Source organism: Kluyvera genomosp. 1 (genome assembly GCF_001266615.1).
Lineage (GTDB): Bacteria > Pseudomonadota > Gammaproteobacteria > Enterobacterales > Enterobacteriaceae > Kluyvera > Kluyvera cryocrescens_A.
On sequence record NZ_LGHZ01000015.1, the window covers coordinates 39335 to 52190 of the forward strand.

Sequence of the window (12856 nt, forward strand, 5' to 3'; positions counted from 1 at the left end):
TCGTCGGGTGCTTAACGCCCGGCGGATACCGCTTCCACGACAGCCGGGGTTTGTTCATTTTTGAACAGCGGGCTGTTGCCCCAGCACTCTTCATAACGATGGCCAACCAGATCTTCCACCACCACGCGGACTTCCGGTGCAATATCTTCTAGCTTGCCGCCTGCTTTGATGCGAGCCACTTCCTGCAGGACAATCAGGTGGGTTTTGCGGTCGAGCTTCATCTGCTTACTGAAGACGATAGCCGCCAGCGCCAGCAGCGCGACGCCTGCACAGAACACTACCGCTATCGCATTGACCGCACTTTCCGGCTGAACGTGGGCTTTGGACTGGAAACCGTAGTAGCTCAGCACCGCACCCATAACGAACACAATAATAGAGCGCAGGATTTTACCGGAGAAAGTCATCGCCCCGGCGTAGATCCCTTCACGACGACGACCGGTGTAGATTTCATCAACGTCGGCAAGGAAGGTATAAACCGTCCACGGAATGTAGTACACACCCCCGGTCCCCAGACCAAACAGCACGGTAATACCAAACATCAGAATGGTCGCCAGATGTGCAGGCAGATGGAAGAACCACAGCGAGGTGTACAAGAATACGGCAAAAATTACCACGCTCAGCGCCATGATGTACGGCTTGCTGAAGCCTTTTTTCACGCACAGACCGATGAACAGCGCAGTGGAAACCAGCTGCAAAATGGAGTTCAGGCTGTTTAACCCCGCCACCATCGCCGGATCGTGTTGCAGGACAAAAATGACGAAGTAGGTAAAGATTGAGGCAAACAGCCACTCGGCGCCGAAGCCGCACAGGTACATGCCGAGATGCTTACGGAAAACGCGCAGATAGAAAGTAGAGCGCATATCTTTCGCCAGCGCTATCAGCGTATTCAGCAGACTGCTTTTACTCTGTACTTCAGGCTCCTCTTCCCGAGGGCGTTCCCAGCTGTTGTACCAAAGGCAGGCCACCGCGCAGATAAGAATTGCGCCGTAGGTCAGACCGGTCAGGAAGAACGGCGTAGCAGATTCTTTACCATACAGCAGAATGAACTGCCCAGGAATAAAGGCGGCGAGGAAGTTGGCGAGCTTACCGAAAATCGCTTTATAGCCCGTCAGCTTCGAGCGCAGGGCAAAATCATCGGTCATCTCGGTTGCTAGCGTTTCGTACGGGACCATCACCGAGGTGTAGATAATTTCAAACACCACATAGGTGCAGAGGTAGTACCAGAAACTTAGCCCTTCCACCCACAAAAGTGGATAGAACATCATCAGCGGAATGCCGATAAGCAGGAAGAAACGACGACGACCAAAGCGTTTGCCGAGACGGGTTTTACCAAAGTTATCGGTCAGATAACCCATTAATGGATTACTGATGGCGTCAATGACGCTAGCAACGGAGAAAATAAACGCGGCCTCGATCAGCGTGAGCCCGCAGAATGTGGTATAGAAGTAAAGCAGCCATGCGCCGCTGATTGCCAGCGCGCCGCTTCCCAAGAGGTTTCCCCCTCCGTATGCCAGTTGATGGCGCAGATTGACAGGTCTTCCCTGCAGCCCGTTAAGAGCTGAAGCCGCATTTCTTGCCATAAAAATAAACCTCATGTTTTATAATTTTGAAACAGTGTTTTTATATTCTTATGGGCAGGTTCAAAATGTGAGCAAAATCACTATTGCTGTTAAGGCTATTAGTAATACGCAGGAATGCGATCGAGTTAAAATTTTTTTATAACCAAAAGTTAAAAATTAAAAATTATTTTATTGAAATGGCAATAAAAAAACCCGACTGCAGGACAGCCGGGTTTTCAAAGAGGCAATACTTAGAAGAACTTACGCAAGTACTCGGTCAAGCAGAGGATCGCCATCGCCTGGCCATACGGCATGGAAGTCAGTGGAATTTCGCGATAAAAATCGAGATTGGAACCCATCCCGGTACCAAACGAGGTCTGCATCAGTTCCCCTTCTGGCGAGACGTGTTTGACGATCCCTTTTATCGCTTTCTCTGCCACTTCAGCGTACTCAGCGCCCACGTAGCGCTTACGTACCGCTTTCAAAATACCGTAGGCAAAACCGGCGGTAGCCGAAGCTTCCAGATAGGAGTTTGGATCGTCCAGCAGCGTATGCCACAGACCGCTCTCATCCTGACATTTCGCCAGCGCCGCAATTTGTGCATTCAGTACCTGCACCAGATAACGGCGCACTGCGTTATTCTCTGGCAAATCCACCAGCTCGAGGAAATCAGGAATCACGATGGTCAGCCAGCTGTTACCGCGCGCCCAGCGGGCGTTGGCAAAGTTATGATTGCCTTCATAGCTCCAGCCGTGGAACCACAGGCCGGTCTCCCGGTCCATCAGGTTTTGCACGTGCAGCATAAACTGATACACCGCTTCTTCCACGTACTCAGGACGATTAAGCAGCTTGCCAATTTTTGCTAGCGGCAGCACGGTCATCATCAGCGTGTCATCCCACATCTGCTGGTGGTTTTCTTCCGCTAACGTGATGTGCTGCATACCGCCATGCTCGGTGCGCGGCATATCGTGCATCGCCCACTCTGCCCAGCTATCGAGCCACGGCAGGTACGCCGGATTGCCCGTCTCTTCGTAGCGATAGGCCAGCGTCAGGAACGGCGCCATGGTATTGACGTTTTTGGTGGTAGCGCCTTCCGCGAAGCGGTCGGCAAACCAGTTATCAATAATGTCGCGCATCGCCACATCACCGGTCTGCTGGTAGTACTGGTAGATACCGTACAAACCGACGCCATGAGTCCACTCCCAACCGGCCCAACCTTTGGTGTCTATCACCCGACCATCGTCGAGACGCAGCAGGAATTGGCCAGTCTCATCCTTGATATTCACCAGATTGTTCGTCACCGTCTGAATCAAGGCTTTCAGCTCTTCCCGGGAGATAAAGTGCTCCGGTTGACGTAATAATGGGCTATGTTTGACGGGCCAAACTTTCATATCTTTAACCTCTGTTGTAAGTCGAATTCAATGTTGCAGCCTGCTTCAGCGAAGGTGCAGCAGGTTTATTACGATTCAGATAACCAATATTGTTGTTACCCCACAGGCATTCGTAAGGCATACCCGCCAGCATTTCGACGGTGGCACGCGCCTGCGGTGTGACGGACTCCGGCATCGCATGACCCGATGCACGCATTTTGGCGGTTTCTTCGCGCAGTACGCCGTGCGTTTTCAGGTTCAGCTTAAAGCGCAGGGAGACCAGGAAGCCGCAGACCAATACCGCAATGGTGCCCATGCTGAGGATCATCAGGATGGTGTGGCTCACTTCCGGCGGCTGAACTTTCTGGCCGGAAACGAAGCCAGACATCTGCATGATGATACCCACCAGCATGACGGCGCCCGCCTGAGAGGCTTTACGGGTCAGCGTCATAATGCCCGCGAAGATCCCTTCACGACGCTGACCGGTGATGACTTCATCCACATCGGCAATGTAGGTGTAGGTGTTCCATGGCACATAGTTGATACCCCCACGGCCCAGACCGGCGATGGCGGAGATCAGCAACAGCAGCGCGTAAATATCGCTCATGCCTGCATAGTAAAGTGCGGCGTAGGAGAACGAACCCAGGCCAAATAACACCACCACCATGCGGTATGACGGCGCCGGCCCAAAGCGGATGCACAGCGGGATCATGGCGATAACGGCAATGAACTGGAAGATAGCCATGGTACCGAGCAGATTAGAAGCCATAGAGGCTTCCTGCATCAGCACGAACACCACGTAGTAGGTGAAGACCGCGTTAAACACGTCCTGCGCGATATAGCCCCCCAGATACATCCCCAGGTGCTGACGGAAAATCTTGATACGCAGCGTTGAGCTCAATTCAGTAAACAGGCGACTCATGCTCTGAGCAAAGGTCAGGTGTTTCTTCTCTTCTTCTGCCTTCAGCGCCGCTTCGGTCCACTCATCGCGAGGACGCTCCCAGGTAAATACCCAAACCAGGGTCAGCATGATGGCGCACAGTACCGAGAACACCAGGCTTGCGTAGAAGAAAGAGATCGCGTTGTCTTTGCCGAAATAGCTCAACAAGATACCCGGCAGGAAGGAGGCCAGAATCGCCGACATTTGGGCCATGCCGATACGCGCGCCGGAGAATTTAGTTTTCTGTTTGAAATCATCGGTCATTTCCGGCACCAGCGTTTCATACGGCACCAGAATCATGGTGTAAACCACGTCAAAAATCAGATAGGTCACGAGGTAATACCAGAAGCCCATGTCCCCTACCCACATGAAGGAGTAGCTGAACACGCAAGGAATACCTAACAGAATAAAGAATTTACGACGACCGAAGCGTTTGCCAAACCAGGTGGAGCCAAAGTTATCGGTCAAAAAGCCCATCAGCGGACTCACTACCGCATCCAGAACCCTGGCGGTAGCAAAGATAAAGGTCGCTTCGATAGGGGATAAACCACAAAAGGTCGTATAAAAATAGAGAAGCCATGCTGCGGTTAGCGCGGTCGTTCCTGCACCGAGGAAATCGCCCGAACCGTAGGCGAGGTAGTTCGCCAATCCAATTTTTCGCGTTCTATTCATTAGCCGTCAATCCTGTGTCTTTTATTATGAAACTCCTCGAGCCGGTGAAGGCTTTACCCAAAGGAGTACTGACACGGCTACAGTAAAAGTATGCGCTAAGGGATACCTTCCTATTTCTGCCAGTGCGGTCGTGGGATTGGCAAAAATGCAAAGAGTCGTGGCACAAGTGTCACTGATTTATAAAACAACGTTTCTTTACTTTCAAAAGCGGGGGTCAAAAATGCGAGGTTGCCACCGAAATCCGGTGGCGATTGGTGAAAAGAGCGGCGACTAACGATAATTAACAATGAGTTGAATGCTTTGTACCCTAAGGGCCGGGATTAACCGTCCCCCGCCGGGGACTTCCCAAATAAAGCGGAATGATTCCGCCGCCGATACCTGGCTAAATGCCACCGTACTTCCGCTGAGTCCATCCAGCTCGGTGCAGCGGGTTGAAGAACACAGCCGAGTACGAAGCCCTGCGGGAATCGGACCATTAAGTTGGATATTCCACGCCACTCGCGTGGTTTCCCCCTGCACCGGCTGCGAGGAAACCAGCGGCGCAGAGGACGCTGCCTCACCACGGTGATTTAGCGTAATCCCCATTCGGCTGGCCTGCCACGCTCCCTCACCCGCCGCCTGCACCATCAATGGCAGGCACAATAACAGCAGTAGTTTGCGCATTATTTCCCTCCAATGGTCGCCGTCATGCGGATGTTGCGATTGTCGGACAGTTCCAGATTCGACAACACCACCAGCTGCGGCAAGCTGCGGCGCAAGAAGCGAGACAGCAGCGGACGCAGCGCATGATTCACCAACAACACCGGCGGCGCGCCGAGCATTTCCTGACGCGCCAGCGCCTCCTGTGACTGGGCCAGCAGGCGGTCAGCCAGCCCCGGCTCCAGACCGCCGCCGCCCTGGAGCGCTTGCAGCAACAAGCGCTCCAGCGGCGTATCAAGACCAATCACCTGCACTTCATCATTACCCGGGAACCAGCGCTGAGTAATCGCCCGTCCCAGCGCCACGCGGACCACTGACGTTAGTTCGCCCGGATCGGTTTGAATCGGTGCGTGTTCCGCCAATGTCTCAAGAATGGTGCGCATATCACGAATGGGCACTTTTTCGTCGAGCAGATTTTGCAGCACTTTATGCAGCGTGGTCAGCGTGACCACGCCAGGCACCAGATCCTCCGTCAGCTTCGGCATATCCTGGGTCACGCGATCCAACAGCTGCTGCGCTTCCTGACGTCCGAACAACTCTGATGAATGCTGGCTAATCAGATGGTTAAGATGTGTCGCTACCACGGTACTGGCTTCCACCACCGTAAAGCCCTGAATCTGCGCCTGCTCTTTCAGCGCACTTTCAATCCAGATAGCCGCCAGACCAAACGCCGGATCGGTGGTGACCTCACCCGGTAATGTGCCTGCTGCAGTACCGGGGTTAATGGCTAACCAGCGGCCCGGATAGGCCTCGCCGCTGCCAATTTCGACCCCTTTTAGCAGGATACGATAGCGCGCTGGCGGTAAATCCATATTGTCGCGAATATGCACCACTGGCGGCAGGAAGCCCATTTCCTGGGCGAATTTCTTACGAATACTGCGAATACGCCCCAGGAGCTCACCGTCCTGCTGGAAATCCACCATCGGAATCAATCGATAGCCCACCTCCATGCCCAGGGTATCTTCCAGCTGCACGTCGCTCCAGGTGGCTTCGACCGCCTGGGTGCTGCTTTCCGGCGCTTTAACCGGCTGAGGCTGGTCCGGCGCTTTGATTTCACGTCCGCGGATCCACCAGGCAAGTCCCAGCAGTGCGGCGGTAAAAAGTAAAAACACCAGGTTTGGCATCCCCGGCACCAGACCCAGCAGGCCCAGTACCCCGGCACTTAACATCATGACGCGCGGGTTGCTAAACAGTTGGCCGACCATCTGTTCGCCGACGTCCTGGTCGGTGCTCACGCGGGTCACGATAACACCCGCCGCGGTGGAGATAACCAACGCAGGGATCTGTGCCACCAAACCGTCACCGATGGTCAGCAACGTATAGGATTCCGCCGCTTTCCCCAGCTCCAGACCGTGTTGCAGCACACCGACCAGCAAGCCGCCGATGACGTTAATCACCATGATGAGAATACCGGCGATGGCGTCACCACGCACAAACTTACTCGCACCATCCATCGACCCGTAGAAGTCAGCTTCCTGGGTTACTTCCGCACGTCGTTTTTTCGCTTCATCTTCACCGATGATACCGGCGTTAAGATCGGCATCGATCGCCATCTGTTTACCCGGCATTCCGTCCAGTACGAAACGTGCGCCCACCTCGGCGATACGTCCAGCACCTTTGGTAATAACCATAAAGTTGATGATGACCAGAATAATGAACACCACGATGCCAATGGCAAAATTGCCGCCGACCAGGAAGTGGCCAAAAGCCTCGACCACTTTACCCGCCGCCGCCGCGCCGGTATGGCCGTCCATCAGAATGATACGCGTGGAAGCCACGTTCAGTGCCAGACGCAACAGCGTGGTAAACAGCAAAATGGTTGGGAAAGCCGCGAACTCCAGCGTGCGCTGGGTAAACATCGCCACCAACAGCACCATAATAGAAAGCGCTATGTTAAAGGTGAACAACAGGTCGAGTACGAACGCCGGCAGCGGCAGCACCATCATCGACAGAATCAGCAGGATCAGCACCGGTCCGGCGAGCACCTGCCATTGGGTTGATTTCAGGTTGCTGGGGAGACGCAACATTGCGACAAGATTAGCCATCAGAGTCCTTCTCGTTCAAAAAATCCAGTGCCTCAGGCACCGGTAAGTTATCCGGTTTTTTCGGCTGGACGCCGCCTGCCAGTTTCCAGCGCTTGAGCTGCCATACCCAGGCCAGCACTTCCGCAACGGCGGCGTACAGCGAGCCTGGGATCTGCTGACCAATTTCAGCATGGCGATACAGCGCACGCGCCAGCGGCGGTGCTTCCAGCATAGGAATTCGGTTTTCTTCACCAATTTCACGAATGCGTAGCGCCACCAGACCGGCTCCTTTCGCCACCACTTTTGGCGCACTCATTTTGTTTTCGTCATATTGCAGCGCCACCGAATAGTGGGTCGGGTTGTTGACGATAACGTCTGCTTTCGGGACATCGGCCATCATGCGTCGTCGCGCCGCCGAACGCTGCATCTGCCGGATACGGCCTTTAACGTGCGGGTCACCTTCGCTTTGTTTGAACTCATCGCGAATATCCTGACGCGACATACGCAGCTTTTTCAGATGGCTATGGATCTGCCAAAAGACGTCAAAACCCACCATCGGGATGATCCCTAGCGCCACCAGCAGCGCACAGAGCCCTACCATATTGAGCGCATTGCCCATTGCCGATAGCGGTGATTCGCTTACCAGCCGCATCATCTGCGGCCAGTGGAACCACATGAAGAATCCGGCCACGCTGCCCATCAGCACGGCCTTCATAATCGCTTTCGTTAACTCAGCCGCCGTTTGCGCCGAGAACATCCGTTTAATGCCGGGCAGTGGGTTTAATTTATCGAACTTGAAGGCCAGAGATTTCCCGCTGAATACCAGTCCACCCAGCATAACCGGTGCCACTAGCGCGACGACCATCACGCCAACAATCAGCGGCATCAGCGCCAGCATGGCCTCTTTTAGCAGCAGAATAATTTGCCCGAGAATCAGATTAGGATCGCTGACAATACTGTGATCAAAGCGCAATCCCCCCGAGAGCAGATTCGCCAGACGGCGGGCAAGGGATTCCCCACCCAGCCAGAGCACGCAGACGCCCACCAGCAACATCAGCAATGACGTTAGCTCGCGGGAACGCGGGATCTGCCCTTCCTCACGCGCTTTTTCAAGCCGTTGGGGTGTGGGGTCTTCCGTTTTGTCTTCGTTGTCGCTTTCGTCCGCCACGTTCTGCATCTGCGATGTGATTTATGATAAGGCTCATTTTGCCTTCCTCACGCGCGTGGCAATGGCGGGAACAAGAGGGTGAATTCCCTCTTTTTGGACGCTTTAGCCTGGTAGAGTGCAATTTCAGAATTTATTTAGCCCCTTATAGGAACCTGTTTTTCTTTCACATAAATTAAGTTCAACTAAACAAAATCGGTAAACAATACGGCACCTTTTGATTTGACACATAAAATAAACATTTCGCGATCTGTTTTTCATTAAAAAACATAACAAACAACACCGAATTAAAAAGATGAATAAACACAATTAATTCACCCAAAATATATCATTAAAAAACCAACTCAATAATTAGAAACAATAGAATACCGCGATATTAATAATGGTATTTTCCGGTTCAACACAACCAGATACCATATCAATACGCACTTTATCTTCAGAATATTGAGGCGGCTTATCCATACATCGATTCAGTTTGCTTCGATTGACGTTCTGATGGGCGTTTGTGTGTTGATTTAATTGTCACGAAAATCGCTATTTATCATGGAGATTGCGATGTACTGGAAAACAACATTATTAGCGTTATCGCTATTCACTATTGGTTCATCGCCTACCTGGGCTGACGAAACAAACGCAGGTGAAATTCACTTCACAGGTGAAATCATTAACCCAAGCTGTGAAATATCAGGAGATTCTGGGAAAAACATCAATGTTTACCTCGGTTCTCCTGCTCCGAGTTATTTTACGAAAAACAACGGTAAATCTGATGATGTTGCCGTACCAATTACACTGATCCACTGCCCTGTAGCCACCGACGGGTTATCCAAGGTGCAGCTAACATTTACCGGTACTCCAGTGGACACCAGAACGGATATGGTGGCGCTGGATGCCGGTGGTGCTGAAGGGGTTGGTATCACACTCAGTACCGAAGAAGATCTTGATACCTACCTCGATATTACAGGGGCTGAAGGCCAGACCTATGTTGACCTACCCGAAACCGCTGACGGCACGATAACGACACAGGTCGAAGCCCGCTACGTCTCCATTAGCGGCACCGAAGAAGGTGTGACACCTGGTGCTGCAAACGCAAAAGTAACGGTCGGTATTCTGTATCGCTAATAAAAACGTTTTAATGCCCACCATAACCTGCCCTACGGCAGGTTATGGTTTTTTGCCTGAAGGATAAACATGAAAACTCCGCTTTCAAGCACACTTTTCACATTAGCCATGATAGTAACTTCCACTGTAGCCAATGCAGAAGGAATTCAACTCGGGCGGACGCGAGTTATTTATGATGCCAGCAAAAAAGAGGCATCGCTCCCGCTAGTGAACTCAGAAAAAGAGCTTCCATGGCTTATACAGTCCTGGGTGATGAATGCGGATAACAAAACCCGCGCACCGTTTATTATTACCCCGCCGCTGTTTCGCTTAGATCCCAAATCGGAGCAAACATTAAGAATAATGAAAAGCGATAACATTACCAAAACAAATGTTGAATCGCTTTATTATCTTGTTGTTCGAATGATTCCAGCCAGCGATCGCAAGAATGAACAAAGTAATGTTCTAAATATTATTTATAAGACACAAATCAAACTGTTTTATCGCCCTGTTGGATTACAAGGACGCGTAGATGATGCCTGCAAAAACCTGCACTTCAGCCGTGCTGAACAACAACTAAAAATTGAGAATGCCAGTAATTTTTATACCGTGTTCTCGAGCCTTAATGTTAGCAACAGCAAGGTTATGGCAGATCTCGTGGCTCCGCAAAGCAGCATAACGCTACCGCTCAGTGCCCGCAGCGCTAACCCATCGGTGTCCTGGCGCTGTATCAATGATTATGGCGGTGAAACGGCCGCATATACCACTGCCCTGTCTTAGTGGAACTCGCCATGATGCAGAAACAACGCTTTCATCATCGGAATACACTGCCCGCGCTATACGGCGTAGGGGGACTGCTTCTGCTAAGCGCCAACACCTTGTATGCGCGCGATTTCTATTTTCAACCTCAATCCCTCGAAGGTGGGGAAAATGCGCCACAGGCTGCCGATCTTGCGATTTTTGCGAATCCGAAGGCCCAGCTTGCCGGAAGTTATCCTTCACATATTTTGCTTAATAACAAAAAAATACAGGACCACACCCTCACCTACGTAAATACTGACGATGGCACACTGGTCCCGCTGTTGACGCCTAAGATGTTACAGGATTGGGGAGTTAAAGTTGACGATTATCCAGAACTGGCTGCGGAGCCCGCGGACACTCCTCTAAAACAAGAACTGGGTCATTATATTCCCTTAGCTAGCGCTCAGTTCGACTTCCGCCAGCAGAATTTAAACCTCAGCATTCCGCAGGCAGCACTCATCGCAAGAGAGAATAATGATATTGGCCCTTCGCGCTGGGATACCGGTGTTCCCGTTGGTTTTGTCGACTACTCGTTTAGTGGACAGCAAAATGAGTCTTCCGGGCAAAAAAGTCTGAATAGCCAATATCTTAATTTACGCAGTGGGGTGAATCTCGGCGGCTGGAGACTCCGTAATTACGGCACATGGTCTGGCACAGACGGCGATGCTGGATGGCAAAATATCGCCTCATGGGTACAACATGACATCCAGGTGCTCAAAGCCCAGTTTTTGGCCGGAGAATCCAGCACGCGAGGCGAGATCTTCGACAGCATACAGTTTAGCGGCATTAACGTTGCCTCCGATGACGATATGCTGCCCGGCAGAGAGCGCGGATATGCCCCAGTCATTCGCGGCACAGCCTATACCAACGCTGTCGTCACCGTAAAACAAAACGGTTACACCCTCTATCAGCAAAACGTCGCTCCAGGGGCATTTGAAATCAATGATCTGACAGTATCAACCAACAGTGATGATCTTGAAGTAAGCGTGCAAGAAGCGGACGGTAGCGTCCATACCACTACCCAAACGTTTTCCAGCATCGCGTTGATGCAGCGCCCTTCCCACCTGCGTTTTGAAGCGACCGTGGGGCGTTACCGGGCGAACAGTGGCAGCACCGACAAAGAGCCTGAATTCGCTCAGGGCAGCGCTATCTACGGTATCAATAACCAGGTCACAGCCTTTGGCGGCTTTACCACGGCAGAAAACTACAATGCCATCGCCTCCGGAATCGGGATTGGCTTAGGTGTCTGGGGGGCCGTCTCTACCGACATTACCGTTGCACATACTGAACTCGACACAGGGGAAAGCGACACGGGCCAGTCCTGGCGAGTGCTGTACTCCACAGACATCGAACCAACGAATACTCATTTATCATTTTCCGGTTACCGCTACTCCAGCAAAGGGTTTTATAGCTTTGCGGAAGCAAATCAGCGGTACTCAGATGATGACAATAGCAATGACCGTGCAGATCATAAACGCAATCGCCTACAGGTAAACCTCAGTCAGCAAGTGGGCACGGCCAATTTCTATCTGAATGGTTATGAACAAAATTATTGGAATAACCATCGCCGCGACCGCTCACTTTCTGCTGGTGCGAACTATAGCCTACAGGGAATAAGCTATAACCTCTCCCTCACCTGGAGCCATTCCGGCAGCAGTGAGGACGATCGTGCCCTTTACTTAGGAATAACCGTTCCGCTAAGCCGCTGGCTATCTAATAGCTGGGCCAGCTATGGCTTAAACAACAGCCAGCACGGCGCAACAACTCAAAACGTTGGCCTGAATGGCTCATTGCTGGCAGACAACAGCCTGAGCTATTCACTCCAGCAGAGCCATAGTACTCAGACACCGGAAAATAGTAGCAGCCTTTACGGCACCTGGTACGCCCAATACGGCCGACTTAACGCAGGCTATTACACCGCGACCGATGGTACGCGGCAGCTAAGCTATGGAGCCACTGGCGCAGTGGTTGCTCATCCACATGGCATCACGCTCGCTCAGCCTCTGGGCAATCAATTCGCCATCATCGATACCGACGGCGCACCGGGTATTAGTTTTGAGAATCAGCGCGGGATCCGCACCGACTGGTTTGGCAACGCCATTATTCCTTCTCTTTCTGCTTATAGCGAAAACCGCATCGGGGTGAAAACCGACGAACTGCCAGAGGATGTTGATAGTGACAATACAGCAACCACGGTGGTTCCAACACGCAACGCTGCCGTAGCCGCGCACTTCAATGCGCGTCGGGGCTATCGTGCATTAATCACGCTAATGCAGTCATCAGGTAAAACCGTGCCTTTTGGCGCCGTCGTCACTTCATCTGATGGACTAAGCAACGGCATTGTTGATGACCAGGGTACCGTCTACCTTGCTGGCCTCGGAGATTCGGTGACACTCCACGTGAAATGGGGCAGTGAGCAACAGCAAAGATGTAGCGTCCTCATTACTGCAAACAATGATGAATCGCTGAGCGGCGATGCAGCAGGGATTAAACGTATTCGTACCGTGTGCAACCAAGGAGGATAATCA

At 52.1% G+C, this 12856-nt stretch carries 9 protein-coding genes; 3 read left to right on the plus strand and 6 right to left on the minus strand.

The window, feature by feature from the left end; genetic code table 11:
- Nucleotides 1-11: 11 nt before the first annotated feature.
- The 6 genes from KP80_RS09820 to flhB all read right to left on the minus strand — a co-directional run bounded on the left by KP80_RS09820 (nucleotide 12) and on the right by flhB (nucleotide 8432).
- Entirely contained in the window at nucleotides 12-1580 is a 1569-nt protein-coding gene (locus KP80_RS09820; RefSeq protein WP_052283468.1) for an MFS transporter, read from the minus strand.
- A 230-nt stretch (nucleotides 1581-1810) separates the two neighbouring features.
- Nucleotides 1811-2950 (minus strand): glycoside hydrolase family 88/105 protein, encoded by a 1140-nt coding sequence (locus KP80_RS09825; RefSeq protein ID WP_052283469.1) that lies wholly within the window; start codon nucleotides 2948-2950, stop codon nucleotides 1811-1813.
- Nucleotides 2951-2954: 4 nt separating this feature from the next.
- The gene (locus tag KP80_RS09830; protein ID WP_052283470.1) at nucleotides 2955-4541 is read right to left on the minus strand and encodes an MFS transporter; all 1587 of its coding nucleotides are present in this window, start codon (nucleotides 4539-4541) and stop codon (nucleotides 2955-2957) included.
- Nucleotides 4542-4811: 270 nt separating this feature from the next.
- Nucleotides 4812-5204: a flagellar protein FlhE gene (gene flhE / locus KP80_RS09835; RefSeq protein WP_052283471.1), complete on the minus strand. Its 393-nt coding sequence runs from the start codon at nucleotides 5202-5204 to the stop codon at nucleotides 4812-4814.
- A complete protein-coding gene (gene flhA, locus KP80_RS09840; protein WP_052283472.1) occupies nucleotides 5204-7285 on the minus strand; it encodes a flagellar biosynthesis protein FlhA in 2082 nt (693 codons plus the stop codon). Before flhA ends, flhE begins: the two co-directional genes overlap by 1 nt.
- On the minus strand, nucleotides 7278-8432 hold the full coding sequence (flhB, locus tag KP80_RS09845; RefSeq protein ID WP_052283597.1) for a flagellar biosynthesis protein FlhB: 1155 nt from the start codon (nucleotides 8430-8432) through the stop codon (nucleotides 7278-7280). The genes flhA and flhB overlap by 8 nt, the downstream gene beginning before the upstream one ends.
- A gap of 552 nt (nucleotides 8433-8984) precedes the next feature.
- On the opposite strand from flhB, the gene KP80_RS09850 reads away from it, so the two are divergent.
- The 3 genes from KP80_RS09850 (at nucleotide 8985) to KP80_RS09860 (ending at nucleotide 12853) form a co-directional block, all read left to right on the plus strand.
- Nucleotides 8985-9548, plus strand: a complete 564-nt coding sequence (locus KP80_RS09850; protein WP_052283473.1) for a fimbrial protein — start codon at nucleotides 8985-8987, stop codon at nucleotides 9546-9548.
- A gap of 69 nt (nucleotides 9549-9617) precedes the next feature.
- Nucleotides 9618-10307 carry a molecular chaperone gene (locus KP80_RS09855; protein WP_052283474.1) on the plus strand — a complete coding sequence of 230 codons (690 nt, stop codon included), beginning with the start codon at nucleotides 9618-9620 and terminating at the stop codon, nucleotides 10305-10307.
- 11 nt (nucleotides 10308-10318) lie between these two features.
- Nucleotides 10319-12853, plus strand: coding sequence for a fimbria/pilus outer membrane usher protein (locus KP80_RS09860; RefSeq protein ID WP_156315638.1), 2535 nt, complete (start codon nucleotides 10319-10321; stop codon nucleotides 12851-12853).
- The last annotated feature ends 3 nt before the right edge of the window (nucleotides 12854-12856 follow it).

Bases quoted from the DNA above. Each gene is read 5' to 3' on its own strand.
- flhA (WP_052283472.1), bottom strand. From the start codon at position 7,285: ATGGCTAATCTTGTCGCAATGTTGCGTCTCCCCAGCAACCTGAAATCA.
- KP80_RS09825 (WP_052283469.1), bottom strand. From the start codon at position 2,950: ATGAAAGTTTGGCCCGTCAAACATAGCCCATTATTACGTCAACCGGAG.
- KP80_RS09830 (WP_052283470.1), bottom strand. From the start codon at position 4,541: ATGAATAGAACGCGAAAAATTGGATTGGCGAACTACCTCGCCTACGGT.
- KP80_RS09855 (WP_052283474.1), top strand. From the start codon at position 9,618: ATGAAAACTCCGCTTTCAAGCACACTTTTCACATTAGCCATGATAGTA.
- KP80_RS09850 (WP_052283473.1), top strand. From the start codon at position 8,985: ATGTACTGGAAAACAACATTATTAGCGTTATCGCTATTCACTATTGGT.
- flhE (WP_052283471.1), bottom strand. From the start codon at position 5,204: ATGCGCAAACTACTGCTGTTATTGTGCCTGCCATTGATGGTGCAGGCG.
- KP80_RS09860 (WP_156315638.1), top strand. From the start codon at position 10,319: ATGATGCAGAAACAACGCTTTCATCATCGGAATACACTGCCCGCGCTA.
- KP80_RS09820 (WP_052283468.1), bottom strand. From the start codon at position 1,580: ATGGCAAGAAATGCGGCTTCAGCTCTTAACGGGCTGCAGGGAAGACCT.